The sequence below is a fragment of the Castellaniella sp. UC4447_H14 genome (assembly GCF_052978285.1).
In genome coordinates this window covers 1,697,558-1,724,259 of sequence record NZ_CM129666.1, presented here as the reverse complement: position 1 = coordinate 1,724,259, position 26,702 = coordinate 1,697,558, and the positions used below count along the sequence as shown (strand labels likewise).

Annotated in this window: 24 protein-coding genes and 1 tRNA gene; 14 read left to right on the top strand and 11 right to left on the bottom strand. The window is 65.1% G+C overall.

Annotated elements, in window-relative coordinates; translation table 11 throughout:
• Positions 1-74 precede the first annotated feature (74 nt).
• The gene (locus tag ACVCMJ_RS08270) at positions 75-1,487 is read left to right on the top strand and encodes an FAD-binding oxidoreductase (protein ID WP_447080949.1); all 1,413 of its coding nucleotides are present in this window, start codon (positions 75-77) and stop codon (positions 1,485-1,487) included.
• 70 nt (positions 1,488-1,557) lie between these two features.
• Here ACVCMJ_RS08270 and ACVCMJ_RS08265 read toward each other — a convergent pair whose 3' ends face one another.
• Positions 1,558-2,808, bottom strand: a complete 1,251-nt coding sequence (locus ACVCMJ_RS08265) for an MFS transporter (RefSeq protein WP_447080948.1) — start codon at positions 2,806-2,808, stop codon at positions 1,558-1,560.
• A gap of 90 nt (positions 2,809-2,898) precedes the next feature.
• Positions 2,899-3,726 carry a bifunctional DNA-formamidopyrimidine glycosylase/DNA-(apurinic or apyrimidinic site) lyase gene (mutM, locus tag ACVCMJ_RS08260; RefSeq protein ID WP_447080947.1) on the bottom strand — a complete coding sequence of 276 codons (828 nt, stop codon included), beginning with the start codon at positions 3,724-3,726 and terminating at the stop codon, positions 2,899-2,901.
• An 87-nt stretch (positions 3,727-3,813) separates the two neighbouring features.
• On the opposite strand from mutM, the gene ACVCMJ_RS08255 reads away from it, so the two are divergent.
• From ACVCMJ_RS08255 to ychF, 9 genes are all read left to right on the top strand, one after another.
• Positions 3,814-5,586 (top strand): tetratricopeptide repeat protein, encoded by a 1,773-nt coding sequence (locus tag ACVCMJ_RS08255; protein WP_447080946.1) that lies wholly within the window; start codon positions 3,814-3,816, stop codon positions 5,584-5,586.
• Positions 5,583-6,164 carry an outer membrane lipoprotein LolB gene (locus ACVCMJ_RS08250; protein ID WP_447080945.1) on the top strand — a complete coding sequence of 194 codons (582 nt, stop codon included), beginning with the start codon at positions 5,583-5,585 and terminating at the stop codon, positions 6,162-6,164. Before ACVCMJ_RS08255 ends, ACVCMJ_RS08250 begins: the two co-directional genes overlap by 4 nt.
• Before the next feature lie 21 nt (positions 6,165-6,185).
• Positions 6,186-7,064: a 4-(cytidine 5'-diphospho)-2-C-methyl-D-erythritol kinase gene (gene ispE / locus ACVCMJ_RS08245; RefSeq protein WP_447080944.1), complete on the top strand. Its 879-nt coding sequence runs from the start codon at positions 6,186-6,188 to the stop codon at positions 7,062-7,064.
• A gap of 4 nt (positions 7,065-7,068) precedes the next feature.
• Positions 7,069-7,145 (top strand) — tRNA-Gln (locus ACVCMJ_RS08240).
• Between the two features lie 94 nt (positions 7,146-7,239).
• Positions 7,240-8,190, top strand: coding sequence for a ribose-phosphate pyrophosphokinase (locus tag ACVCMJ_RS08235; RefSeq protein ID WP_447080943.1), 951 nt, complete (start codon positions 7,240-7,242; stop codon positions 8,188-8,190).
• A 98-nt stretch (positions 8,191-8,288) separates the two neighbouring features.
• Positions 8,289-8,921, top strand: a complete 633-nt coding sequence (locus ACVCMJ_RS08230) for a 50S ribosomal protein L25/general stress protein Ctc (protein ID WP_447080942.1) — start codon at positions 8,289-8,291, stop codon at positions 8,919-8,921.
• 107 nt (positions 8,922-9,028) lie between these two features.
• Positions 9,029-9,628 (top strand): aminoacyl-tRNA hydrolase, encoded by a 600-nt coding sequence (pth, locus tag ACVCMJ_RS08225; RefSeq protein WP_447080941.1) that lies wholly within the window; start codon positions 9,029-9,031, stop codon positions 9,626-9,628.
• Between the two features lie 54 nt (positions 9,629-9,682).
• Positions 9,683-10,471, top strand: a complete 789-nt coding sequence (locus tag ACVCMJ_RS08220) for a CPBP family glutamic-type intramembrane protease (RefSeq protein WP_447080940.1) — start codon at positions 9,683-9,685, stop codon at positions 10,469-10,471.
• Positions 10,472-10,641: 170 nt separating this feature from the next.
• A complete protein-coding gene (ychF, locus tag ACVCMJ_RS08215; RefSeq protein ID WP_447080939.1) occupies positions 10,642-11,733 on the top strand; it encodes a redox-regulated ATPase YchF in 1,092 nt (363 codons plus the stop codon).
• A 54-nt stretch (positions 11,734-11,787) separates the two neighbouring features.
• Here ychF and ACVCMJ_RS08210 read toward each other — a convergent pair whose 3' ends face one another.
• Entirely contained in the window at positions 11,788-12,921 is a 1,134-nt protein-coding gene (locus ACVCMJ_RS08210) for an iron-containing alcohol dehydrogenase (RefSeq protein WP_447080938.1), read from the bottom strand.
• 260 nt (positions 12,922-13,181) lie between these two features.
• Here ACVCMJ_RS08210 and ACVCMJ_RS08205 point away from each other — a divergent pair, with 260 nt between their 5' ends.
• A complete protein-coding gene (locus tag ACVCMJ_RS08205; protein ID WP_447080937.1) occupies positions 13,182-14,360 on the top strand; it encodes an MFS transporter in 1,179 nt (392 codons plus the stop codon).
• A 72-nt stretch (positions 14,361-14,432) separates the two neighbouring features.
• Here the strand turns inward: ACVCMJ_RS08205 and ACVCMJ_RS08200 are convergent, their stop codons facing one another.
• The 3 genes from ACVCMJ_RS08200 to ACVCMJ_RS08190 are packed head-to-tail and all read right to left on the bottom strand — an operon-like array spanning position 14,433 to position 18,061.
• Entirely contained in the window at positions 14,433-15,470 is a 1,038-nt protein-coding gene (locus tag ACVCMJ_RS08200) for an ABC transporter ATP-binding protein (RefSeq protein ID WP_447080936.1), read from the bottom strand.
• A gap of 12 nt (positions 15,471-15,482) precedes the next feature.
• Complete coding sequence (locus ACVCMJ_RS08195; RefSeq protein ID WP_447080935.1) at positions 15,483-17,012, bottom strand: ABC transporter permease; 1,530 nt, start codon at positions 17,010-17,012, stop codon at positions 15,483-15,485.
• A 17-nt stretch (positions 17,013-17,029) separates the two neighbouring features.
• Positions 17,030-18,061 carry an extracellular solute-binding protein gene (locus ACVCMJ_RS08190; protein WP_447080934.1) on the bottom strand — a complete coding sequence of 344 codons (1,032 nt, stop codon included), beginning with the start codon at positions 18,059-18,061 and terminating at the stop codon, positions 17,030-17,032.
• A 247-nt stretch (positions 18,062-18,308) separates the two neighbouring features.
• Here ACVCMJ_RS08190 and ACVCMJ_RS08185 point away from each other — a divergent pair, with 247 nt between their 5' ends.
• Both ACVCMJ_RS08185 and htpG read left to right on the top strand, forming a co-directional pair.
• Positions 18,309-19,481, top strand: coding sequence for a mechanosensitive ion channel family protein (locus ACVCMJ_RS08185; RefSeq protein ID WP_447080933.1), 1,173 nt, complete (start codon positions 18,309-18,311; stop codon positions 19,479-19,481).
• A gap of 165 nt (positions 19,482-19,646) precedes the next feature.
• The gene (gene htpG / locus ACVCMJ_RS08180; protein ID WP_447080932.1) at positions 19,647-21,557 is read left to right on the top strand and encodes a molecular chaperone HtpG; all 1,911 of its coding nucleotides are present in this window, start codon (positions 19,647-19,649) and stop codon (positions 21,555-21,557) included.
• A gap of 82 nt (positions 21,558-21,639) precedes the next feature.
• Here htpG and ampD read toward each other — a convergent pair whose 3' ends face one another.
• The 3 genes from ampD to ACVCMJ_RS08165 all read right to left on the bottom strand — a co-directional run bounded on the left by ampD (position 21,640) and on the right by ACVCMJ_RS08165 (position 23,367).
• Positions 21,640-22,179 carry a 1,6-anhydro-N-acetylmuramyl-L-alanine amidase AmpD gene (ampD, locus tag ACVCMJ_RS08175; protein WP_447082760.1) on the bottom strand — a complete coding sequence of 180 codons (540 nt, stop codon included), beginning with the start codon at positions 22,177-22,179 and terminating at the stop codon, positions 21,640-21,642.
• A 98-nt stretch (positions 22,180-22,277) separates the two neighbouring features.
• Entirely contained in the window at positions 22,278-22,523 is a 246-nt protein-coding gene (locus ACVCMJ_RS08170; RefSeq protein WP_447080930.1) for a PP0621 family protein, read from the bottom strand.
• On the bottom strand, positions 22,516-23,367 hold the full coding sequence (locus ACVCMJ_RS08165; protein WP_447080929.1) for a cytochrome C assembly family protein: 852 nt from the start codon (positions 23,365-23,367) through the stop codon (positions 22,516-22,518). Before ACVCMJ_RS08165 ends, ACVCMJ_RS08170 begins: the two co-directional genes overlap by 8 nt.
• Before the next feature lie 92 nt (positions 23,368-23,459).
• On the opposite strand from ACVCMJ_RS08165, the gene ffh reads away from it, so the two are divergent.
• On the top strand, positions 23,460-24,875 hold the full coding sequence (gene ffh, locus ACVCMJ_RS08160) for a signal recognition particle protein (RefSeq protein WP_447080928.1): 1,416 nt from the start codon (positions 23,460-23,462) through the stop codon (positions 24,873-24,875).
• 20 nt (positions 24,876-24,895) lie between these two features.
• On the opposite strand, the gene pip is transcribed toward ffh, so the two are convergent.
• On the bottom strand, positions 24,896-25,837 hold the full coding sequence (gene pip / locus ACVCMJ_RS08155) for a prolyl aminopeptidase (protein ID WP_447080927.1): 942 nt from the start codon (positions 25,835-25,837) through the stop codon (positions 24,896-24,898).
• On the bottom strand, positions 25,834-26,589 hold the full coding sequence (trmB, locus tag ACVCMJ_RS08150; protein WP_447082704.1) for a tRNA (guanosine(46)-N7)-methyltransferase TrmB: 756 nt from the start codon (positions 26,587-26,589) through the stop codon (positions 25,834-25,836). The genes pip and trmB overlap by 4 nt, the downstream gene beginning before the upstream one ends.
• Positions 26,590-26,702 lie beyond the last annotated feature (113 nt).

Sequence of the window (26,702 nt, the reverse complement as noted above, 5' to 3'; positions counted from 1 at the left end):
TCCAGAGTTGGGTTTCATTATCGCCGATTACAATCGGGGATCGATTCGTTGACCGGATGCAGAAGGCCCTGACCATGGAAACTCTGGAAGCTTTGCGCGCGATGCTGGGAGCACCGCATGTCCTCACGGGCGCCGACGCGCAGCCCTTTATGGTGGACTGGCGCGAACGGTACCGCGGCCAGGCCCTCGCTGTCGTGCGGCCTGCTGATACGGGCCAGGTCGCCCAGGCTGTGCGTTTCTGCGCGGATCACGGCATCCCGCTGATCCCCCAGGGCGGCAACACGGGGTTGTGCGGCGGCGCCACGCCGGACGCATCGGGCTCGGCCATCATCCTGTCCCTGCAGCGGCTCAACCGCATTCGGGGCATCGACACGGACAATGACACCATGGAAGTCGAGGCGGGCTGCGTCCTGCAGTCGGTGCAACAGGCCGCCCGTGAAGCCGGCCGCCTGTTTCCGCTCAGCCTGGCGGCCGAAGGCAGCTGCACGATAGGGGGTAACCTGGCCACCAACGCGGGCGGCACTCAGGTGCTGCGCTATGGCAACATGCGCGAGCTCGCATTGGGGCTCGAGGTCGTCACCGCGCAGGGCGACGTCTGGCATGGCCTGCGGGGCTTGCGCAAGGACAATACCGGATACGATCTTCGCGACCTGTTCATCGGCAGCGAGGGAACGCTGGGGGTGATCACCGCGGCCACACTGAAGCTCTTTCCATTGCCGGTGGCGCGGTGCACGGCCTTGCTGGCGCTGGAATCCATCGAGGCGGCCATCCAGATGCTGGGGCGCGCGCGCGCCGGGTTGGGAGCCTCGCTCACCGGTTTTGAACTCATGGCCGGCGACTGCCTGCGCGACGTGGTGCGCTGCTTCCCGCAGCAGCGTTTTCCCTTCGAGGGTCCATCGGCCCAATTGCCGTGGTTCACGCTGCTGGAGCTGTCCGACAGCGAATCCGAGACCCATGCGCGCGAACGCTTCGAGGTCGTGGTCGGCGAGGCCATCGAGAATGGCTGCGTGCAGGACGCCGTGATTGCCGAATCGGTGGCGCAGAGCCATGCCCTGTGGCACTTGCGCGAGAGCATCCCGTTGGCCGAAAAGGAAATCGGCAAGAGCATCAAGCACGATGTCTCGATCCCGGTCTCCCGCATGGCCGAATTCGTAGAGGGCACCAATGCGGCGCTCCAGGCTGCGTTCCCGGGGATTCGCCATGTGATCTTCGGACACCTGGGCGATGGCAACCTGCACTACAACGTAGCGCGCGGCGCAGACTGGGCCGAAGGCCAGCTCCTGTCACGCCAGGACGATGTGTACGCGCTGGTGCACGACCGGGTTCACAGGGTCGGCGGGTCGATCAGCGCCGAGCATGGCGTCGGTCAATTGAAGCGGGATGCCCTGCCGCGCTACAAGGACCCCGTCGAAATGGCCCTGATGCACAGGATCAAAGCAGTACTGGACCCCCAGGGCATCATGAATCCCGGGAAGGTGCTGCAGTAGAGCCGTTGCCTGTCGCGGACGCCTTGCCGTGAATCGGCGGAGCGCTCCGCAGGGCGCGCGCCCGGAATCGTCAGGCCGCTGGGGCGGGGGGCCGGGTGCGGGCGCGAATCGCCAGCGCGAGCAGGATCCCCAGGGCTGACAGCGTGCTGGTGGCGACCCAGGTCCACTGCCAGTCGTTCCCCGCCGTGTGCACCACCCAGGCCACCAGCGGCGGGCCTGAGAACTGCCCCAGCGACGAGCATTGCTGCATCCAGCCCACAGTGGCGGATGCGGTCTGCGGGGTGGGTGCCAGCGTGAGGGCCAGCACGAACAGCGTCGCCGGCACCAGGCCGCCCACCAGCGAAAACAGCAGCACGGCCACGAACTGGCCTGCGGCCGGCAGGCCGGCGCCGAAGGCTCCCCAGGCGCAGACGATCATGGTCGCCAGACCGAGCACCAGCAATTGCCAGGCGGCTGCCCCGCTATGCAGCAGCCGCCCCGCCAGCAGGTTGCCGATGGCGTTGGATCCGGCGACGATGGCAGTCAGCAGGCCGGCCGTCGTGCCCGAGACCCCTTCGGCGGCGTAAATGATGGGCAGGAAGCCGATGATGGCGATCCATTGCCCTGAATACATGCCGAAGGTCAACGCCACCAGCCAGGCGTTCAGCGATTTCAGCGTTGTCGCCGCCAGGGCGAACGCGGAGACAGAGCCTCCCGGAGGTGCGGTGACTTGGTCGGCCGGAACGAGGCGAAGAACCAGGATCAGGCAGAGTGCCGTCAGGGCCGACAGCAAAAACCACAGAACCTGCCAGTGGCCAAAATCCAGAATCCACGAGCCCGCCAGCAGGATGACGACTGTGCCAACCGGCATGTAGCAGCCCCACAGGCCCATGACGCGGCTCAGGCGCCGGGGAGGGACCAGACGGCGGATCAGCGCGGGAATGGGCATCACGACCATCAGGAAGCCCACGCCTTCGACGGCGCGGCCCAGCAGCACCATGAGGCCGGAATCGAAGACGGCGCCCAGGGCCGACGCAATCGACAGGATGCCCAGGCCAAGGATGATGCAGCGGCGCAGGCCCACGCGTTCAGCCAGCAGGCCGACAGGCAGGCCCAGCAGCATGCCGCCCATCTGGACGACCGACAGCAGGAACCCCGAGGCCACCAGTCCCAGGTGGAAGTCCGCCTGCAATTGCGGGAGGGCGGGTGGAAGCTTCCAGATGTGCAGGGCCGCGCAAATGCCCACGAGCACCAGAAACAGGGCCGCGCGCGCGTGGTCGCGTGACGGAGGGAGCTCGGGGTGGGCGGGTTCGGGCGAGGACGCGGTGGCCGGTGGTGTCATCGTGTGGCGGGGCTGCGGAATCGTCGGGCTCCTATTGTGGCATAGGCGGCGGCCCCGAGCGGCCGCGCCGCGAGCGGGCCGGGAGCGGATTCAGCGAGTCTGGCAGTGAGGGCAGAAGTAGGTCGCCCGCTGCCCCTGCACAATGCGCCGGACCAGCGTCGCGCAGCGCGGGCAGGGCTGCCCCTCGCGTTCGTACACCGCCGCGTGCAGCGTGAAATAGGCGCCCGGTGTGCCCTGGGCGTCTACGTAGTCGCGCAGGGTGCTGCCGCCGGATTCCAGCGCCTGAGTGAGAGTTCTCCGGATGGCGGCGTGCAGCCGCGCGCAGCGGGGACGGGACAGGCGATCCGCGCGCGTGCGGGGGTCGATTTCCGCCTGGTACAGCGATTCCGAGGCGTAGATGTTCCCGACACCCACGACGACATGGCCGCCCAGCAGCACTTGCTTGATCGTCTGGCGATGCGCGTGAATGCCGGCGTGGAGCGCTTCGGGGGTGAAGGCCGGATCGAATGGCTCCAGTCCGAGGCTGGCCAGCAGTGGATGCGCCAACAGGGGGCCGGCGTCCGATGGATGCCACAGAAGGGCGCCAAAGCGCCGGGGATCGTGTAACAAAAAACGCGCATCGTCGAACAGGAATTCGACGTGATCATGCTTGCGCAGTGGGGCTTCCTGGGGGACGCGCCGCAACGATCCCGACATACCCAGATGCAGGATGATCGTGCCGTGCACAAACCGGATCAGCAAGTATTTTCCGCGCCGTTCACAAGCGACGACCTGGCGGTTCCGGACTTGCTCCGGCAGGGTGGGTGGAATCGGCCAGCGCAGTCTGGATTCATGGACGATGAGCGCACGCAGGACGCGCCCCGGCATGACCGTGGCGATTCCACGACGAGTTGTTTCAACTTCGGGCAGTTCGGGCATGGCGGGGTGATAACATCCACTTTCGTATGACGCAATTTTGCCACCAGACGCGATGATGATCCGCGTACCGGCTCATGGTTACCGCAAATGAGATTCCCCGCTTCTGTGTTTCCCGTTGTGCTGGCGCTGGCCGCCGCACACGAGACGGCATGGGCTGCGCCGCCATCGGCGGTACCGGCCGACCCGGTCGAAACGATTCATTTGCGTAGCGGCGAGCCGCCGGCCGTCAATCTCTCTCCCGATCTGCTGTATCGCATCCTCGTCGCCGAACTCGCCGCGCAGAATGACCAGTTCGACGATGCGTCGCAGGAACTGCTCTCGCTGGCGCATGACACGCTGGATCCCCGCCTGGCGCGGCGCGCCTTCCAGATGGCGATGTCGGCCCATAATTTGAACCTGGCCCTGCGGGCGGCCCGCGAATGGGCATTGCTCGCGCCCAAGGACCCGGAGGCGGTTGCTGCGTCGCTTGCGCTGTCGGCCTCCAGCGGCCAGACCGAGGGACTGGCGCGGACGCTGGCGCGCCGCATCCAGTCGGCATCGGACCGGGATGAGGCCATCGTGCAGGCGGCCGGCATTGTCGGCAAGATGACGGACAAGCGGCTGGGGCTGGAAGTGCTGGACCGTGCGTTGGCCGGCGTGCAGGACGCTCCGCTGGCTCACCTGGCGCTGTCCGATGCGGCCTGGGCGGCCGGCGAGGCGCGCCGTGCCGTGGATGAGGCCCGGAAGGCGCAGAAACTGGACCCCGATTCGACGGATGCGGCCCAGCGCGTGCTGGAATACGGCTTGCGGGTGGCCCCGCAGCGCGCACTGCGCGACACCTACGCCTTTCTGGACAAACACCCCAATGAACGGGCGCTTCAGCTTTTGCTGGTGAGTCGCCTCACCGGGATGGGTTCGTACGATGATGCGCTTTCGCTGCTGGGCAAGATGCTTCAGCGCACGCCGGAGGACTTTGATCTTCTCTACACCGAAGCCGAGGTCAATACGCGGGCGGGCCGGTATGACGCGGCCAAGACTCTGCTGGCCGAATACCTGACGGTGCAACAGTCTCGCCGCAAGGCCCTGGCTGAAGGCGCCACCAATGCGCAGGCCGATACCTCGGATGCCCGTCTGCTGCTGGTGCAGATTGCCGAACGTCAGCACGACTACCAGGAGGCCATCCGCCAGTTGCGGCTGATCGATGAGCCTTCGTTGCGTTTCCAGGCACGCACCCACGAAGCGGTGCTCTACGGGAAGATGGGGGATCTGGCGCGTGCCCGCGCCACGCTGGATGCGATCAAGCCGACGGATCGGCACGAGCGGGTGGTGGTCCAGCTCACGCTGGCATCGATTTATCGCGATGCCGGGCGCACGGATCAGGCCGCCGAGATCCTGAAAGCCGCCGACCTGGCGATGCCTGATACTCCCGAAATCAAATACGACCTGGGGATGCTGCTGCACCAGCAAGGCAAGGCGGCCGAATTTGAGCGGCTCATGCGGCGTGTCATCGAGCTCGATCCGGACAATGCCAACGCCTACAACTCGCTGGGCTACACGCTGGTCGAACAGAACCGGCGCCTGCCCGAGGCGCGCGATTTGCTGGAGCGAGCCCTGGAGCTGGAGCCGGACAACGCCTATGTGCTTGACAGTGTCGGCTGGTACCTGTTCCGCACCAAGGACTACCAGGGGGCGCTGGAATACCTGCGCCGTTCCTACGAACAGTTGCAGGCGCCCGATGTGGCGGCACACCTGGGCGAGGCGCTCTGGATGCTCAAGCGCCATGAAGAAGCCCGGGCCGTCTGGTCCGAAGGACTGAAAAGCGATCCCGGGAACGAAGCGCTGCGGTCCACTCTCAAGCGCCTCGGGGTCCATCTGCCATGAAGGGGCCATTCAGCGTCCGGCTCGTGCGCGCATGGCTGGCCCTGGCGCTGATAGGGCTCCTGGCCGCCTGTGCCACGCCGGGCCGCATCGCTGGCGAGGGGGCGGCTTTTGAACGGGTAGGGCGCTTCGCCGTGAATCTGCAGCCGGTCGCCGAGGCGCCCTACGCCGCCCAAGGCGGATTTTCGTGGCGTGATGACGGCCGCGCGCTGCGTCTGGATCTCACCACGCCGCTGGGCAGTGTACTGGCCCGGATCCAGGTGGAGTCCGGGCAGTCAGTGCTGGAACGCGCCGACGGCAGCCATGAGGCGGCCGCCGATCCGGACGCGCTGCTGGCGCTCATCTGGGGGCATGCCATGCCGGTTTCCGGACTGCGTGCCTGGATCCGGGGACGGCCTGTATCGGGGCGGCCGGTACAAGACGCCCGGCGCGACGGGCAGGGCCGTCTGGTGGCGATGGAACAGGATGGCTGGCAGGTGGAGCTGTCCGACTATGATGACCAGGGGCCCCGGCGGATTCGCTTGCAGCGGCGCGACGATCAGGGGCAATGGCGGCTGCAGCTCATCGTCGACCGGGGTTGAGGGGTGCAGTCCCTTCACGACGTGCCGGCCCCGGCCAAGCTCAATCTCTTTCTCCATGTGGTCGGGCGGCGGGCGGACGGCTACCATCTGCTCCAGACCGTTTTTCGCTTCGTCGATTTGTGCGATCTCCTGCACTTTGAGCGCACTCCGGACGGCCGTGTCGTGCGTGAGGGCGATGGTCTGGCCGGGCTTTCGCCGGACGATGACCTGGTCGTGCGGGCAGCACGGGCACTGCGGGTCGCGACGGGCGCCCGGTACGGGGTCCGCATCCGCTACGAAAAGCGCATTCCGGCGGGTGGCGGCCTGGGGGGCGGCTCCAGTGACGCGGCTTCCACCCTGGTGGCTCTCAATCGCCTGTGGGGAACTGGACTGCGGCGCGCGGAACTGGGCCGGCTGGCGGTCACCCTCGGTGCTGACGTCCCGATATTTGTGTTCGGGCAGCCGGCCTTCGCCCAGGGCATCGGTGAGGAGCTGACCGCCGTCACGCTACCGGACTGTGCGTATTGGATCGTCCAGCCTCGGGCCCAGGTGTCCACGCGGGAGATTTTTGCAGATCCTGATTTGACAAGAAATTCTGAATCGGTAAAAATCGCTGTCTTTACTGATTGGCAGAAAGGGCGATCAGGCCTATTTGGCCGCAACGACCTTGAAGCCATCGTCTTTCGACGACATCCGGCGGTTTCGCGGGTAGCGCAGGTCATGCGCGAAGCGGGACTGGAAGTTCGCATGACAGGTTCGGGCGGATGCCTCTTTGCTCCCTTCGAAAATCTGGCCGATGCGCGGCTGCAGCAGGATCGAATAATCAGTAAAATATCCAGCCTGCCTGGTGGCGCGGTTGGCGGATCCTGGGTTTGCCGGGGTTTGGCCGATCATCCGCTGCGCGGTTGGATTGTGGACTGAATATTGGGGAATCGCCAAGCTGGTTAAGGCACCGGATTTTGATTCCGGCATGCGAAGGTTCGAATCCTTCTTCCCCAGCCACTTCTGCGCTTAGCAGGCAGTATCCAGGCTGTTGAGTCGGCCCCTTCGGGGAGCAGTTCAACAGCCTTGTCATTTGACACATTGGTTCGAGACCATGGCACAAGACAGATTCATGATTTTCACCGGCACGGCCAATCCTCGTCTGGCGGTCGATGTGGTGAATCACCTGGACATGTCGCTGGGCAAGATGACCGTCGGCCGTTTTTCCGACGGCGAAGTCATGGTCGAGATCAACGAAAACGTGCGCGGCAAAGACGTCTTCGTGCTGCAGCCGACTTGTGCACCCACCAATGACAACCTGATGGAAATCATGGTGATGGTCGATGCGCTGCGGCGTGCTTCGGCCCGCAACATCACGGCCGCCATTCCGTACTTCGGGTATGCCCGCCAGGATCGCCGGCCGCGGTCGGCGCGCGTGGCCATCTCGGCGCGCGTTGTGGCCAACATGCTGCAGGTCGTGGGTGTGGACCGGGTGTTGACCATGGACCTGCATGCCGACCAGATCCAGGGGTTCTTCGACATTCCCGTGGACAACATCTACGCCGGTCCCATCCTGCTGGGCGACATCTGGAGCCGCAACTTCCGGGACCTGGTCGTGGTGTCTCCCGACATCGGCGGCGTGGTTCGGGCACGGGCACTGGCCAAGCAGCTTGAATCCGACCTGGCGATCATCGACAAGCGCCGCCCGCGGGCGAATGTGTCCGAGGTCATGAACATCATTGGCGACGTCAACGGTCGCACTTGCATCATCATGGATGACATGGTGGATACGGCCGGTACGCTGTGCAAGGCCGCGAAGGCCCTGAAGGAACGCGGCGCGGGTGCCGTCTATGCGTATTGCACGCACGCGGTCCTGTCGGGCGAGGCCGTCAAGCGCATCGTGGAATCCGACCTGAACGAGGTCGTGGTCACCAACACGATCCCGCTGTCCGAAGCGGCCCGCCAGTGCGGCAAGATCCGCCAGTTGTCCTGCGCGGCGCTGCTGGGTGAAACCATCCAGAGGATTTCCACGGCGGAATCCGTCAGTTCTCTGTTTGCCGATTGATTTTTCGTCTCCCGCTGGTCGCGGCGGGAGATTTTCGGGTGGCGTAGCCGCCCACAGCCACGGGGGCCGATCATGGCACCCGCCATTTGGAGTTTTCCATGCAATTCACCGCTTCTTCGCGTGGCGTTCAGGGTTCGAGTGCGAGCCGCCGCCTGCGCCGCGCCGGTCGCGTCCCTGCCATCGTCTACGGTGGCAAGTCCGCTCCGGCCAACATCGAACTGGATCACAACGAGATCTACCACGCACTGAACAAGGAAGAGTTCCACGCCTCCATTCTGGATATGATCCTGGACGGCAAGAGCGAACAGGTCCTGGTGCGTGCTGTGCAGTGGCACCCCTACAAGCAACTGGTCCTGCACGTGGACTTCCAGCGCGTGGATGCCACCCAGGCCCTGACCACGCGTGTGCCAGTGCACTATCTGAACGCCGATCAAAGTCCGGCCGTGAAGCTGGCCGGTCAAGTGATCACCCACGGCCCGTCCGAGCTCGACATCTCCTGCCTGCCGGCCAACCTGCCGCAGTTCATCGAAGTGGACCTGAGCGGCCTGATCGGCAGCGCTCGCCTGTACCTGGCGGACATCACGCTGCCGATCGGCGTGAAGTACGTCCCGCATGGCGGCGATACCAACCCCATCATGGCCCAGGCCGCCGATGTCAAGGAAGTGAAGGACGATACCGCCGCCGGTACGCCGGCCGCCCCGGCCGCGCCGGAAGCGCCGGCTGCCGAGTAAGCCTGCTGCTGTCGTGATCTTCGGACCCCCGCACGGCGTGAGCCGGCGGGGGTTTCGTCCTATGATGGACATCGCTCGAAATACGAACTGATAAGGTTGCCTGCCAGATGACTACGCCGATCCGTCTCATTGTGGGGCTGGGAAACCCGGGCCCGGAGTACGAGGCGACCCGTCACAACGCCGGCTTCTGGCTGGCGGATCACTTTGCCGACGATCTGCATGCCGCCTTTCAGCTCGAAAAGCCTTTCTTTGCCTGGGTGGCCCGTGCCCGCCATGCCGGCCAGGGCGTAGTCCTGGCCAAACCGATCACGTTCATGAACAAGTCGGGCCAGGCTGTGGGTGCGCTGGCGCGGTTCTACAAGCTGCAGCCCGAAGAAATCCTGGTGCTGCACGATGAACTCGACCTGCTGCCGGGCGCCGTGAAGCTCAAATTCGGCGGCGGCCATGCCGGCCACAACGGTCTGCGCGATATCCAGGCTGTCCTGGGCACGTCGAAATTCTGGCGGCTGCGCATCGGGACGGGTCACCCGCGCAGCCTGGGACTGGATCAACCCGTGATCAATTTCGTGCTCCACCCGCCGCGCAAGCAGGACATGCCCGGTATCGACGATGTGATCGACCGGTGCCGCGGGGTGTTGCCGCAGTTGCTGGATGGGGATCTGGACCGCGCCACGGAGCGATTGCACCAGAGTAACGCTCATGCCTAGCGTCCCGTCGGGCTGGCTCGCGACATGAACGGACCGAACAGGACTCTTGCCGCCATGCTTGGCTTTTGGCGCCCGCCCGGTCTGCCCACCATGGGCGAGGAGATCCTCGATTTCCTGCGGTTCCTGAAACGGCCGCGGCTTGGTCCGCGCCTGGGCGCCCATGCCGCTGGGCGTAGTATTCGCGCAGACTTTTCTCCCGGGGTGCCCTGGTGGCGATTGCTCGGCTGGGCGCTGCTGCTATGGCTGGTGAATCTCTTCGTGTTTGCGCCGCTGGCCCTGTCGGCCGCTCAGGCCACGGGTGCCCAGCATCGCCTGGATCTCTACAACTTGCCGTGGCTGACGGCGCTGATCTGGGCTCCGGTGATCGAAGAGCTGACTTTTCGTTATGTCCTGCGGCGCCCCGCCATGATCATCTGGTTCGTGCCGCTCATGATCGCCATTCTGGTCCAGGGGCCCGGGGCCACTTCCGCGGCCATGGCTATCCTGGCGCTGTTGCTGTTGGCGGCGCCGGCCTGGTATCCGGCCGGCCATCGGTGGCAGCGGGCCTGGACTCTTTCCTGGCCTCAGCGCAGGGCGGCGCGTCGGCTCTATCCCTGGTTATTTCACTGCAGCGCCGTGGCGTTTGCGGCCGTTCATCTGTATAACTTCCGTTTCGATCGCATGTCGCTGTTTCTGTTGCCCCTGTTGGTACTGCCGCAGTGGGTGACCGGCATGGTGCTGGGCTGGATGCGGACCCGTCGCGGGGTCGGCGCTTCGATGGTGCTGCACGCACTGTTCAACGGCGGGCCGTTGCTGTTGCTGGCGGTGATCCTGCATTTTGCCTCAGGGCTGGCGCCGGGGTGAGGGGTGCTCAAGAGGCTCCGCCGTGCGGCCCCCTCCGGGGGCGGGTAGGCGCACGGCGCCGACGGTACAATAGCGGCGGCGGGTGGCCTCTCGGGGAGTCGTATCCGGCCTCCGGCCACGGGCGTGCGCCGTCGCCCCCGTCCTCTTTTCTTCTCTGATTCGGAATCCTCATGGCACTGCAATGCGGCATCGTTGGCTTGCCCAACGTCGGCAAATCCACCCTGTTCAACGCCCTGACCAAGGCAGGCATCGCGGCGGAAAATTATCCGTTTTGCACCATAGAGCCCAACGTCGGCGTCGTGGAAGTTCCCGATGCGCGGCTGGCGAAATTGGCCACTATCGCGAAGCCGGAGCGTATCGTCCCGGCCGTCGTGGAATTCGTGGATATCGCGGGCCTCGTCGCCGGCGCTTCCAAGGGCGAGGGCCTGGGCAACCAGTTCCTGGCCAACATTCGCGAGACGGATGCCATCGTCCACGTCGTGCGCTGCTTCGAGGACGAGAATGTGGTGCACGTGGCGGGCCGCGTGGATCCCATCTCCGACATCGAAGTCATCAATACCGAACTGGCCCTGGCGGATCTGGCGACAGCCGACAAGGTGCTGCAGAAAAACCGCAAGCTCGCGGGGTCCGGGGACAAGGAAGGCATCCGGATCGCGGCCCTGATGGAACGCATCGTGACGGCCCTGGATGCCGGAAAATCCGTGCGCAGCCTGGGGCTTGACGAGGACGAGCAAGCCACTATCAGGGGCTATTGTTTCATCACCGCCAAGCGGGTCCTGTACGTGGCCAACGTGAAGGACGATGGTTTCACCGACAACCCGCACCTGAAGGCCGTCCAGGATTATGCCGCTGCCGAACATGCGCCCGTGGTCGCCGTCTGCGCCGCCATCGAAGCCGAGATCGCCGATCTGGACGATGAGGACAAGACGGTCTTCCTGGAGGACATGGGCATGACCGAACCCGGCCTGGACCGCGTCATCCGTGCGGGCTACCAATTGCTGGGGCTGCAGACCTACTTCACCGCTGGCCCGAAGGAAGTCCGGGCCTGGACCGTGCGTGTGGGCGCCACCGCGCCGCAGGCGGCGGGCGTCATCCACACTGACTTTGAAAAAGGCTTCATCCGCGCCCAGACCATAGGCTTCGAGGACTTCGTGGCCTGCGGGGGTGAGCACGGCGCCAAGGACGCCGGAAAAATGCGCGCCGAGGGCAAGGATTACGTCGTGCAGGACGGCGACGTGATGAACTTCCTGTTCAATGGGTGAGCTCCGGTCGCCGAATCCCGCTGTCCAGCCACGCTTGGGGCACCGGGCAAGTCGCTAGAGCGACTCCTCCAGCATGCGGATGTAATCGTCGCGCGTGGCTTCGCGCGGGTTGGTCTTGTGGCTGTGGTCTGCGAAGGCGCCTTCGATGATGTGCTCGAATGAGCTTCGCTCCACGCCGAGTTGGCTCAGCTTTGCCGGAAGGCCCAGGCGGTCGTTGATCTCCTCGACAGCGCGGGCGATGTCGCCGTTGGCCGGCAAGCCCATCGCGCGCGCCATGCGCTGCAATTTCTTTTCTCGAACCATGGATTCGCACGGGGCGTTGAAGCGGATCACGGCGGGCAGAAAAATGGCATTGAGCGTGCCGTGGTGCAGCTTCGGATTGATGCCCCCCAGCGAATGGCTCAGGCTGTGGACGCAGCCCAGCCCCTTCTGGAAGGCCATGGCGCCTTCCATCGACGCGCACATCATGTTCAGCCGCGCCTCCCGGTTGGACGGCTCCTGGGTGGCCAGTTCTATGTTCGCCCAGGCCTTTTGCAAACCGTCGAGCGCGATCCCGTCCGCGGGTGGGTTGTACGCGGCCGACATGAAGGTCTCCATGCAGTGCGTCACGGCGTCCATGCCTGTGGCGGCGGTGAGCATCTTGGGAAGGCCCAGGGTGAGCGTGGGGTCGCAGATGGCCAGCTTGGGCACGACGTGAGGCGAAATGAGGGCGACTTTGCGCCCGTCGTCCAGGATGATGAGCGCACCCCGGCCGACTTCGCTGCCCGTGCCCGCCGTGGTGGGAATGGCGATCAGCGGGGCCGTCGCCGCGGTGATGTGGGTCGCGCCCCCTTCGATGAAGGCGAAGTGCTTCAGGGGGCCCTCGTGGGTGGCGCATACCGTGACCGCCTTGCCCAGGTCGATCGAAGAGCCGCCGCCAATGGCAATGACCCCGTCGCATTGCTGGTCGCGGTAAATTTTCGCGGCGGCGCGCACCGCGCGCTCGTTGGGGTTCGGAGGCGTCTGATCGAATATCTCGTAGGGGATGTCCAGATGCCGGGTGACCTGCGCCAGGATGTCGGTCCTGGCAATGCCGGGATCCGTGGTGATCAGCGGGTGTTTCAGGCCCAGTTGCCGACAGCCTTCGTTGAGCGTATCCAGGCTGCCGAAGCCGATCTGGACCTGGGTAATATAATGGATCGTTGCCATGGAGTCCCCTTTGTTTTCTGGGTGCGCCGGGCTCCGTGGTGCGATTCACGGAGACGGGCCACAATGCCTCCAGGCAGCGGAAATCGGCACGGATCCCCGCTCCAGAGGTTCCCTTATCGGAAGAAGCATACGGGAACCGGATGGCGGGGGCAATCGACGGGGCGCTGTCCGCGCCTGTGGCGGATGTCATACGGAAGCGCAGATGACGGCATTGACGATCGCATTCCCTCCTGAACGGATTCGCAACAACCCGTCATTGAATGGCTGATCAACCCACACAGCGTTCCATCGAGTGGCTGCTGGGCGCCTGTTGTTTCGCCAGTTTGGCCTCCATGCGGGCCTGCGACACGCTGTTGCCGGCGCTGTCGGACGAGTTTTCAGTGACGGTGGGACAGGCGGCGCGGGTGATCTTCGTGTTCGCGATTGCGTATGGCGCCTGCCAGCTATGTTTCGGTCCGCTGGGGGACCGTTGCGGCAAGCTGCGCACCATCGCAGGGTGCGCGCTGGCGTGTGTGTTCGGCAATGGCATGGCGTTCGCGGCGCCCGACCTGCACTGGCTGGTGACCGCCCGCATCGTCTCGGGGGGCTGTGGGGCCGGCATTTTTCCCCTGGCGATGGCGTGGATCGGCGATAACGTTTCCTATGGCAATCGTCAGGAGGCGCTGGCGCGCCTCGTCAGTGCCGGCGTCACGGGGATGCTGGCCGGGCAGTGGCTCAGCGGCGTGATCGCGCAGTGGATAGGCTGGCGCCCGGTCTTTGTGTTGCTGTCGGGGGTGTTCCTGGTGGCGGGCGGGTTGCTGCTGCGGGCCTCATCGGCGGATGTCCCGCAGGCCAGCGGAGCCGTCCGGGGCCTGAAGGCGCTGGCGGCCGTGCTCGCGGTGCCCCGAGCCCGCTGGATTCTCGCCGTGACCACGATCGAAGGTGCGTTTGCCTACGGCGCGCTGGCCTTCATTCCCAGCCTCTTGCAGCGCCATCATCAGGTGTCACTGTCCACGGCGGGGGGGATTGCCGCGTTTTATGCAGTCGGCGGCTTCGTCTACAGCCGCCTGGCCGCCAGGCTCCTGCGGCGCATCGGCGAAACGGGCCTCGCGGCTTTGGGCGGGATCCTGTCGTGTGCGGGATACTTGTCCTTCGCTTATGCGCCTTGGCTGCTGTGGACGCCGGTGGCGTGCGCACTGGCGGGTTTCGGATTCTACAGTCTGCATAACACGCTGCAGACGAATGCGACCCAGATGGCGCCGGGGGCGCGCGGTTCGGCCATGTCGCTCTTTGCCTGCGTCCTGTTCCTGGGCCAGTCCGTCGGAATCATGGCGGCTGCCTGGGTGGCCGATCATCTCACGGATGCGCTCATATTTGCGTGGGCCGGGAGCGGCCTGCTGGTTCTGTCGCTCGTCGTGGCGCGCGCTCTCCGCGTGCGGTTGCGCGAGTCCGTGCCGTGACGAGTGGTGCGGCCCCGGCGTGAGGGCCGGCGTTTCACCGTATTCCGAGCCAGGGTACAGCGAGGACGGAGATCATAAGGCCTGAACGTCGCGGGGATACGCCATGCAGGAACCCTGGATCCGCAGGCGAACGCGGTCATTCAACGGCGGTGCCGACAACGAAGGCATGCGCAGATCCAGACACAACTCACCCAGCGTCAAGCGGACCAGCGTGTGGTCGCCCCGGAACGATCGGTGGTCGACATGCGCCGGAACGCCCGGCCCATCGGTCGCCCATTGGACCTGTTCCGGCCGCACCATGACCACGGCCGGTCCGGCGGCCGCGACGCTGGCGTGCACGGGCAGGTCCCCCAGGGGGCAGACGACGCGGCCGGCGTGGGCCTCGCCGGGTACAAAGATGGCGGCGCCCGTCAGTCGTGCCACATCCGGGTTGGCGGGTTGCCAGTAGACGGCCTCGGGAGGTGCGCATTGCATGATGAGGCCGCCCTGCATGGCCGCCAGTTGATCCGAGACGGCAAATGCCTCGCCCGGGTCGTGCGTGACCAGCACGGCCGTCGTGCCGGTCCGCCGCAGCATTCCGGTGACGTCTTCGCACATGCTGCGGCGCAGGTCCAGGTCCAGCGCATTGAAGGGTTCGTCCAGCAGCACCAGCGAGGGGTCAGGCGCCAGTGCACGCGCCAATGCCACGCGCTGTTGCTGGCCGCCGGACAATTCATGCGGAAAGCGCTCGCCCAGCCCTTCCAGCCCGGTGAGCGCCAGAACCTCCTGGATGCGGCGCTGGCGGTTCGCCCGGCTGGGCAGGCCGAACCGGATGTTGCCCTCTACCGTGAGGTGCGGAAATAGCGTGCCTTCCTGAGGCACGTAGCCGATGCCCCGACGCTCCGGCGGGACATAGATTCTTGGCGAGGCGATGGTCCGGTCATCGAATGCGATGCGGCCCTGCTCCAGGGGGTCGAAGCCGGCGATGAGCCGCAGCAGCGTTGTCTTGCCGCATCCGGACGGCCCCAGCAGTGCCAGCACGGAACCTTGGGAAAGCTCCAGATTGACGCCACGCAGGACAGTGGTCTCGCCAAAGCGCTTGTGAACATCGGTGATGGTGATATGGCTCATGAATTCAGCGATTCAGCGGCCCTGATGCAGCATGCGGCGCGTGAAGACCCAGACAGGGATGATGGACACGACGACCAGCAGGGCCGCAAAAGGCGCTGCCGCCGCGTATTCCGCATCCGCAGTGTACGACCAGACCTCGGTGGCCAGCGTCACGGTTCCGGTGGGCGCCAGCATCAGGGTGGCCGTGAGTTCGCGCACGATTTCCAACATCATGAGGGCCAGCGCGGCCCCGATGCCCGGTGCGATATTCGGCAGGACGACGGCCACGAACGCCTGAAATGGCCGGCGCCCCAGGCTGCGGGCAATGGCTTCGAACTGCGGCGGCACCAGCTCGATGGAGGCTCGCAGCGACGATTGCGCCAGCGGCAGGAAGAGGATGGCATAGGCGATCAGCAGCACGGTGATGCCCTGGTACAGCGACGGCACCGCCCGGATGGACAGATAGACCAGCGCGAGCGCGATCACCACGCCCGGCAGGCCATGCACGATGTAGGGCAGGCGTTCCGCGAGCTGGGCCAGACGGCCCCGATGGCGCACCGACAGCAGGACCAGCGGGATCGCCAGGATGCTGGTCAGGATCGCTCCGGAGCCGGCCAGCGTGACCGTCCCGCGGATGGCGGGCCAGATCTGGTCGTAGCCCGCGCCTACCGATCGGCCATGGATCAGCCAGTAGCCCAGGGTCGTCAGGGGTACTCCCAGCGACAACACCCCAAGCAGCAGGAACGCGGCCAGGATCGCCCCGGTGAGACGGCCCAGGCGGATCGGCACTGCGACGCGCGCACTGCCCCGGCCGGTGCGCGCAATGCGGCGCCGGCCGCGCAGCCGCATCTCGGCCCACGCGGCCGGGATGCAGAGCAGCATCAGTACGATGGACTGCGTGGCGGCGGAGGCGCTGTCGAACTGCAGTTCGTAGGATTGGAAGATTGCTGTGGTGAAGGTCTGGACGCGCAACAGGGCCAGCGCGCCGAATTCCGCGAACATATGGGTCAGGACCAATAACGATCCCCCTCCCAGCGCGGGCAGAAGCTGCGGCAGCAGTGCCCGGGTGAAGGTGCGCCAGGGACCATGTCCCAGCGAGCGGGCCACATCTTCCACTCCCGGGTCGGTGCCGCGCAGGGCGGCGGCCACCGGCAGATACACCAGCGGGTAGGTGGCAAGGGCCAGGATGAAAATGGCACCCCAGAGATTCTGGAAGCTGACCGCGATGGACGACCAGGCGTAGCTGGACACGAAGGCGGGGACCGCGAGCGGGAGGCCGGCCGCGACTCGCCATACCTGCCGGCCTGGCAAGTCGGTGCGTTCGACGCACCAGGCGACCGATAAGCCGATGGCGGCCGCCAGCACCATGACGCCGGTCGCCAGGATCACGGTATTGGCGAGCAGTTCGGCCGTATAGGGACGGAACAGTTCGCTGGCGACACCGGACAGCCCCGAATGGACGGCCCGTACGGCAACGTAGAGCAAAGGAAGAGCCACCAGGAGGGTGGGTACCAGGGCGGCACCCGCCATCCAGTTGGGTCGCCGGGTAAAGTGACGACCCATCAGGTGGCTCGCAGAGGTCACGCCAGCCCGGCCTCTCGGCGCAACGCCAGCGCATCGGCGGCATCGCCCAGATCCGCTGGCGTGACGTCCGGCGGGTTCAGGTCAGCGAATGGCTTGAGCGCGAAGGGCGACTTCACCCCGGGACGCAACGGGTATTCCGCGACCGTGTCGACGATGGCCTCCTGGCCCGCCTGGCTCGTCATGAAGGCCAGCAGCTTTTCGGACGCTGCCCGGTTCTTGCCGGTCTTCAGGATGCCCGCGGCCGACACGGTGATCAGCCCGCCTGGGTCCTTGGGACCTGCATAGTGGATCGCCGATTTCATCTTGTCGGCGCCGACCTCGTTGGCCACGATGAACCAGTAGTAGTTGTTCACCAGCCCGGTGGCAACCTCGCCGCGCTCGACCGCGCGCATGGCCGCCATATTGCCGTTATAAGCCCGGCCGTATTCCTTCAGACCCTTCAACCAGCTGAGTGCCGCGTCGCGGCCCTTCAGCAGCTTGATGGCGATGATCTGTTCCTGGAAGGAACCGCTGGTGGGAACGAATCCCACCCGGCCCTTCCAAGCCTGGGTGGCCATGTCCATGATCGAAGCCGGCAGTTCGGATTCTTTCACCATGTCGCGGTTGAATACTGTCACGCGGCAGCGGGCCGACACGCCCGTCCAGCTCCCGTCCTTGGCGGTGTATCCCGGCATCACCTGCTGGAGCGTGCCGGCTGGCAGTTGGGTCAGCAGGCCTTTTTCCGCCAGTGCGGCGACCGGGGGGCTTTCCTCGGCGTAGAACACGTCGGCGGGCGAGCGGGAGCCTTCTTCAATGATTTGATTGGCGAGTTGCGTGCTGCTGCCCTTGCGGATCTCTACCTGGATGCCGGAGGCTTTGGTGAAAGCCGCGACCAGCGCCTGCGTCGTCTTGGCATGCTGGCCGTTGTACAGCACCAGGGTCTGGGTATCGGCTGCGTACGCGCCGCGCAGCGCAGGTGCGCCGATCAGGGCGCCCGCACCAAGGATCAATCCGTTGCGCAGGAACGTGCGGCGGGTGGTTTGCATCATGACAGTGGCTCTCGGAGTGGGAACGAGGGCCATTGTAAGACAAATAAGAATTATTATCCTTACGGTTTGAGACCTTCGGTTCGTTTCGAGCAACAGGGCGTGGAGTCTCACCGGGCACAGGGTGGCGCCGTTCCGCCCTCCGCCCCAGGTGGCCCCGCGCCCCCTCTGAACGGTGATTTGAACGCCGGGGGCTCCGCCTTTTACACTGGAACTTTATTGAATTCGGGCGGAGCGCGCCCAAGTTGTCATGCATTCCATTTTTTCGCAGATTGTGGCTTTTTATCTTGAGTGGCAGACCATCATTCTGGTGTTCCTGACCGTACTGGGATCATTGTTCGTCGGTGTGGTGGTGCGCACCGCGCTTCTGCGGGCGACCCGGCGCCTGCACCCCGTTCGCCATTCGTGGGTCCATGGCTTGGTGGCGGGTTCAGCGACCCCCGCTCAGGCACTGGTCTGGGTGCTGGGGGTGACGGTCGCGGGCCAGCTATTGCTGCAACACAAGGTGGGCGAAGTCTCCAGCGACTCGTTGCTCGCGCATGGGATCGGCCCCGTGAGAGACGTGGGCATCATTCTCGTCGTGATGTGGTTCCTGTTGCGGGCGGTGGGGCAGATCCAGGACAACCTGCTCGCTCGTTCGCACGAGCGGGGCCGGGATCTGGATCCTACGGCCGCCGATGCCATCGGCAAGCTCACCAAAGCGTCGGTGGTGGTGACCGCCATCCTGATGTTGATGCAGGCATTGGGCTTTTCCATTGCCGGGCTGCTGGCGTTCGGCGGCATGGGCGGGATCGCGGTCGGCTTCGCGGCCCAAAGTCTGGTGGCCAACCTGCTGGGCGGCCTGACGATCTTTGCCAGCCGGCCCTTCAAGGTTGGCGAATACATCATCATCCCCGGGACGGAACTGATGGGCGGCGTGGAGCATATCGGCTGGCGAGCCACACGGCTCATCGGCTTCGATTGCAAGCCGTTCTATGTGCCCAACGCGATGTTCAATACGCAGCCGGTGATCAACCATACGCGCATGACCAGCCGGCGCATCATGGAAGACATCCACCTGCGGTACGCCGACATCGACGCGGTTCCGGCCATCGTGGCCGAAGGGCAGGCCATGCTGGGCGGCCATCCCGGCATCAAGCATGATTTCTTTGCCTTCAACTTCAGCAGTTGTGGCAGCTATTCGCTCAAGCTCTTCCTGTATGCCTTCACGGTCAGCACGGACTACAACGAGTACCTGGAGGTGCAGCAGGACGTGCTGCTGAAGATTGCGGATATCATCCGCCGCCATGGGGCGCAGCTTACCGGCCCCGTGTCCACGGTCGAGATGCCCCAGCTTCAGGCATTGCCGCCCGGCCGCGCGCACGTGGGAGGACCCGACCCGCATCAGCCCTTGCCGCCGCCGGTGCCGCCGTCCACGCCGTAAACGCGCTGGCCACCGCGCCAGAATTTTCGAGGAGCGGAGGCGCACCGACCGGTGGCTGCGGCTCTCGTCTTGAATTCCGGCTGGCAGTCCCCACTTGTACGGGCAGCGGGGGACGCCGCTGGCTGGCGCGCCGCCCCAATCCTCAACCCGAAGCCTACCAATACCATGAGTCAAATCGAAACCGAAGCCAAGACGCCTGAAACCTTGGGTTTTCAGGCCGAAGTCAAACAGTTGCTGCAGTTGATGATTCACTCGCTGTACAGCAACAAGGAAATCTTCTTGCGCGAGCTGGTATCCAATGCGTCCGATGCCTGCGACAAGCTGCGCTTCGAGGCGATTGACCATCCGGAGCTGATGGACGGGGACACGGATCTGCGCATTCGCGTGACGTTCGACAAGGCCGCGCGTACCATCACGATCGCGGACAACGGAGTCGGCCTGTCCCGGGACGAGGCCGTTGCCAATCTGGGCACCATCGCCCGTTCGGGCACCCGGGAATTCTTTTCGCAATTGACCGGTGATCGGCAGAAGGATGCCCAACTCATCGGCCAGTTCGGCGTGGGCTTTTATTCCTCCTTCATCGTCGCGGAGAAAGTCTCCGTACACAGCCGGCGGGCCGGCCTGCCGGCCGACCAGGCCGTGTTGTGGGAATCCGATGGACAGGGCGAGTTTTCCGTCGCTGCGCTGGACAAAGCCGAGCGTGGTACTTCCGTGACGCTGACGCTGCGCGCCGACGAAGACGAATTCCTGTCGGGCTGGAAATTGCGCGAGGTCCTGCGGCGCTATTCGGACCACATCTCGCTGCCCATCCAGATGCTGAAGGAAGAGTGGGACGAGAAGAAGTCCGAGCAGGTCGTCACCGACGAGTGGGAAACCATCAACCAGGCCAATGCGCTCTGGACGCGGCCCAAGGCCGACGTCACCGACGAGCAATACAAGGAGTTCTACAAGCACGTTTCCCACGACTACGAGGATCCGCTGGCGTGGACCCACAATCGCGTCGAGGGCCGCAGCGAATATACGCAGCTGCTCTACCTCCCGAAGCATGCGCCGTTCGATCTGTGGGATCGTGATGCCCGCCGCGGGGTGAAGCTGTACGTGCGCCGCGTCTTCATCATGGACGATGCCGAACAGCTCCTCCCCGCCTATCTGCGTTTCGTGCGCGGTGTGGTGGACTCGTCCGACCTGCCGCTGAACGTTTCACGCGAGATCCTGCAGGAAAGCCGCGACGTGCGCACCATCCGAGACGGATGCGCCAAGCGAGTCCTGGGTTTGCTGGAAGACATGGCGGAGAACAAGCCGGATGACTACAAGGTCTTCTGGGAGCAGTTTGGCCAGGTATTGAAGGAGGGCACTGGCGAAGACCCCGCCAACAAGGACAGGATCGCCAAACTGCTTCGGTTCGCCTCCACTCAGGCCGACAGTCCCGCCCAGACGGTGTCGCTGGCCGACTACCTGGGCCGCATGAAGGAAGGCCAGGACAAGATCTACTACCTGAGCGCGGATTCCCATGCGGCGGCGGCCCATAGCCCTCACCTGGAAGTATTCCGACGTAAGGGGCTGGAGGTCCTGCTGCTGTCCGACCGAGTGGACGAGTGGATGCTGTCGTACCTGCGCGAGTTCGACGGCAAATCGCTGGCCTCCGTGGCGAAGGGGGACCTGGACCTGGATGCGCTCGCCGACGAGGCCGAAAAGAAACAGCAGGCCGAGGCTGCGGAAGCCTTCAAGCCCACCATCGAGCGCTTGAAAACGGCGCTGGGCGACCGCGTGAAGGACGTGCGTGCCACCTCGCGCCTCGTGGATTCACCGGCCTGCGTGGTCGTGGACGAAAATGAATTGAGCCCGCATCTGTTGCGCATGCTCAAGGCCGCGGGACAGGAAGCGCCGGACGTGAAGCCTATCCTGGAGGTCAATCCCGAGCATCCTCTGGTCAAACGGCTGGAAGCGCAGCCCGATCCGTTTTTCGGCGACTGGGCCGAACTGCTGCTGGACCAGGCGATGTTGGCCGAAGGGGCTTCTCTGAAGGATCCGGCAGCCTTCGTCAAGCGCATGAATGCGCTGCTGTTGAAGGCGTAAGGGCGAGGCTGTCGAGAAGGCGGCCGACAGGCCGGGGGGTGTCCTGGAGCCTGACAGTGGGTTTCGGGCTCTCTCCTTGCGGTCAAAGCGTCGGGTTGGCAAGCCCGGTTTCACGTGTGAAGCGTCCCCAGTCGAAGGCGGGGCCGGGGTCTGTCTTGCGACCCGGCGCGATGTGCTCATGGCCTTGGGCCCACCGGATCGCGTGCCGCGTCCGGAGCGCCGCCGTCAGCCTGTGGAGGCTCGTGTATTGCGCCTCTGTGTAGGGAAGGACATCGGTGCCCTCCAGCTCGATCCCGATGGAGAAGTCGTTGCAGCGCTCGCGTCCCTGGAAGCAGGAGACGCCGGCGTGCCATGCGCGCAGCAGTGTCGACACGAACTGCACGATGGTGCCATCGCGGCGGATCAGAAAGTGCGACGACACATGCAGGCTGCGGATGTTCTCGAACCACGGGTCCGATGACATGTCGAGCTGGTTCTGGAAAAACTCGATGATCGCGTCGCCCGCGAACACCCCGGGCGGAAGGCTGATGTTGTGAATCACCAGCAGGCTGGGATCCTCGGCGCCGGGCCGCTGGTCGTGGTTCGGGGAAGGGCGGTGCAGCACCGCCGTGCCGGCGTGCAGCCACCCGTCGGAATCGAGGTGGAGCGGTGGCGCGGGCGGCTCGGCGGCAGGCCGGCTGGCCTCGCAGCCCGCGTCGTTTCCGCTCGCGGTCGGTGACTTCACCCTTTCAGCCCGAGCCGCGCATGTTCGGCGCAGCAGAATGTCTGCCCCTGGCTCATGTAGGCCTCGGCGCGCGGCAGGTAAATACGGCAGTGCGCGCACCGCACCATGGTCTCGGCTGCAGCTTGCGAGTCGGCCGATTGTCGACGGGCGGCCTGGCGCGCCTGGTGCTTTTGGGCGTTCAGAATGCGAGAAACCAGCAGGACGGCCAGGATGATGACGGCCCAGATGAGTAGCTTAGCCAACGGTGCCTCGATGCAGGATGACTTCCAGGACGAAACGGCTCCCGGTGTAGGACAGTAGCAGGAACGCAAATCCGGCGAGCGTCCAGCGCAATGCAAGGCGGCCTCGCCAACCCTGGATGTGGCGACCCGCCAGCAGCACTCCGAAGGTCACCCACGACAGCAGAGTGAACACAGTCTTGTGGTCGAACGGCAGTGGATAGCCGCTCAGGCGCATGGACACCACGATGCCGGTGATCACCGTGAGCGTGAGCGCGCCGAAGCCGATCCAGATCAGGCGGAACAGCAACTGCTCGAGGGTGAGCAGCGGCGGCATGGCAGCCATTGCACGCGCCATGGGTCCCTGGTCGCCCCTGGCCTCGATCGGCCGGTGCAGATGGCGATCGAGTACGGTCATCAGCATGGCGTGCAAGGCCGCCACCGTGATGAGGCCGTACGCCATCATGGCGATCAGCAGATGCGTGCGCAGCCAGTCGCTGTTGGCGTGCGGAACGACGTACCCGTGGGGAAAGACGGCCGCCAGAAGGCTGACGACGGCTGCTACGGGCAGCAGCAGCAGAAGCAGGCTGTCCAGCCGCAGCAGGAAATTTTCGACCCAGAATACGATCATCCCCAGCCACATGGCGGTGGACAGCGCCAGCGCCCAGCCCAGATGCAGCCCCGCGGGCACAATGACGGCTGCTGCCAGCCCAATGCCATGCAGCGCGATGGCACCGAGGAGGCAGCTGCGGCCGATGACGCCGGTGGGTGCGACCTGGTCCACCCGGGCAATCGGCCGCCAGAGCGCAAGGCCCAGGGTTGCGTAGGCCAGCGCGGCAAGCAAGTGAAATACAATGCTGACAGCCATAAGTCCTATCGGTGTCCGGCGCGGTGGGCGCTCCAAAAGCTTCCATTTTATGCGCGGATCGGTGGATCAACCAGTTTCGTGGATACTGCATCATGCTCGATAACCTGACTTCCCGACTCTCGCGCATCGTCAAGACCATGCGCGGCGAGGCCCGGCTTACGGAAGCCAATACCCAGGAAATGCTGCGCGAAGTCCGTCTGGCCCTGCTGGAGGCGGACGTTGCGCTGCCTGTGGTCCGCGAATTCGTGGCTCGCGTCAAGCAGGCGGCGCTGGGTCAGGACGTGATCGGCAGCCTCAATCCGGGCCAGGCGCTGGTCGGCGTCGTGCATCGTGAATTGACCGCGCTCATGGGGGGCGATCTGGGCGACGAGGCCGCCGAGCTGTCGCTGGCCACGCAGCCGCCCGCCGTGATCCTGATGGCCGGCCTGCAGGGCGCCGGCAAGACCACCACCACCGGAAAACTGGCCAAATGGTTGTCCGAGGGCGGTCATGTGCAGCATGGCCGCAAGACCGGCCGCAAGAAGGTTCTCACCGTCAGCGCGGACGTCTACCGCCCGGCTGCCATCGACCAATTGCGCACGGTGTCCGAGCAGGTGGGCGTGGATTTCCTGCCGACCGATCCGTCGCAGAAGCCAGAGGACATCGCGCGACTGGCACTGGATCATGCGCGCCGTCACCATTATGACGTGCTGCTCGTCGATACCGCGGGGCGCCTGGGTATCGACCAGATGATGATGGACGAGATCCGGGCCTTGCACGGGCTCCTCTCACCCATCGAGACGCTGTTCGTGGTGGATGCGATGCAGGGTCAGGACGCGGTCAATGTCGCGCGGGCGTTTTCCGATGCCTTGCCCTTGACCGGCGTGGTGATGACCAAGCTCGATGGGGATGCGCGGGGCGGCGCCGCGCTGTCGGTGCGTCAGATCACCGGCAAGCCTCTGAAGTTCGTCGGCGTATCCGAGAAGCTCGACGGGCTGGAGCCTTTTCATCCGGAGCGCATGGCCCAGCGCATCCTGGGCATGGGCGACATTCTCTCGCTGGTCGAGCAGGCCCAGAAGAACATCGACATTGCCGAGGCGCAGAAGCTTGCGGCGCGGCTCAAATCCGACAAGCGGTTCGACCTGAACGACTTCCGCGAACAGTTGCAACAGGTGAAAAAACTGGGCGACATGGGGTCGCTGCTGGAAAAACTGCCGGCCCAGTTTGCGCAAGCGGCTGCGCAGGTCCAGGGCGGGCAAGCCGACAAGCATCTCGCGCGCACCGAGGGCATCCTGAACTCCATGACCCCGCGCGAGCGCGCCAAGCCCGATCTCATCAAGGCCTCGCGCAAGCGGCGCATTGCCACCGGCGCCGGGGTGCCGGTCCAGGAAGTCAACCGCCTGCTCAAGCAGTTCGACCAGATGCAAGGCATGATGAAGCAGATGAAAAAGGGCGGCATGGCCAAGATGATGCGCGCCATGGGCGGCCTGAAGAACCTGGGCGGTTTCGGGCGCGGCGGGTTCCGCTGAGAACCCGCCCTGTCGGGACACTAGTCCCGGGCGTAGCGGTCCGTTGCGGCCAGGAGCTGCTTCAGGTTCCCGGGCTCGTCAAAGGCGTGGCCCGCGTCCGCAATCATGTGAAAGTCGGCCTTGGGCCACGCACGGTGCAGGTCCCAGGCTGAGCGCGCGGGGGTGCAGCAATCGTAGCGCCCCTGGACGATCACTCCCGGGATGTCGGCCAGCCGGCTTGCATCGCGGAGAAGCTGGCCATCGTCCATGAAGCCGTGATTGACGAAGTAGTGGTTCTCGATGCGCGCAAAGGCCAGAGCGGCCTGGTCCGTCGCGTGGGCCCGGATGTGCTCGGGGTTCAGCAGCAGGCTGATGGTGCGGCTTTCCCATTGCGTCCAGGCATGGGCGGCCTGCAATTGGCGAGCCGGGTCACTTCCCGTCAGACGCCGACGATACGCCCAGATCAGGTCGCCCCGCTCAGCTTCCGGAATGGGGGCCAGGTAGCCTTCCCAGTAGTCAGGGAACAGCCACGAGGCGCCCTCCTGGTAGAACCAGCGCAATTCTTCCGGACGCAGCAGGAAAATCCCTCGCACGATCAGCGCCCGAACCCGCTCGGGATGGGCTTCGGAATAGGCCAGCGCCAGCGTGGAGCCCCAGGAGCCGCCGAACACCAGCATCTGTTCGGCTTTCAGCACTACGTCCCGCAACTGTTCGATGTCGGAGACCAGGTCCCACGTCGTGTTGTGGTCCAGGCTGGCCGAGGGGGTGGACCGGCCGCAGCCACGCTGGTCAAAGATCAGGATCTTGTAGCGCTTCGGATCGAAGAGCCGGCGGTGGGCGGCCGAGCATCCGGCACCGGGCCCCCCGTGCAGGAAGACGGCCGGGCGGCCCTCCGGGTTGCCGCACAGTTCCCAATACACGCGGTGGCCGTGCCCAGCATCCAGGAAGCCACTCGCATAGGGTTCGATTTCCGGGTACATCATGCATTCTCCAGGGTTGGAGCGGCGTGCGCCGGCGCGCGTCGCGTGAAAATCAGGTCCCAGACGCCGTGTCCCAGGCGCAGGCCCCGGTTCTCGAATTTTGTCAGCGGCCGGTAGTCGGGCCGGGGAGCGAAGCCGTTACAGGTGTTCCGGAGTTCCGAAGCGCCGGAAAGCACGTCCAGCATCTGGAGCGCGTAATGTTCCCAGTCAGTGGCGCAGTGGATGTATGCGCCCTCGGCCATGCGGCTCGCCAGCAGCGAGATGAATGCGGGCTGGATGAGCCGCCGCTTGTGGTGCCGCTTCTTCGGCCAGGGGTCGGGGAAATAGATATGCACGCCCGCGAGCGCCCCGGGCGCGATCATGTCGCGCAGGACTTCGACGGCGTCGTGCTGGACGATGCGCACGTTGTGCAGGTCGTTCTCGTGGATGCGTTTGAGCAGAGCGCCCACACCGGCGTTGAAGACTTCCACACCGAGGAAGTTGTCCTCTGGCCGTGCTTGTGCGATCTGCTGCGTGGTTTCTCCCATCCCGAAGCCGATCTCCAGAATGGTGGGCGCCGTGCGGCCAAAGGCCTGTGCCAAGTCCAGGGGTTCGTTCCGGTACGGGACGGACCATTGCGGCAGCCATTGGACGATGGCGTGTTCCTGGCTGGGAGTGATGTGAGCCCGGCGGTGGACGAAACTGCGGATGTGGGTGCTGCCGGACGGATCCTGGGCTGTGAGAGGGGGCAAGGGAGCTTTGGAGAAATTCAAAATGGGGTAAACTGTTGGGCTGCAGCTGGGTTGGGTAGACTCTGATTTTACTCAAACGCCGCGACACGCGGCACCCGGGCGGCACAGGCCAATCTTCAGGCCTCGTAAGTCAAAGG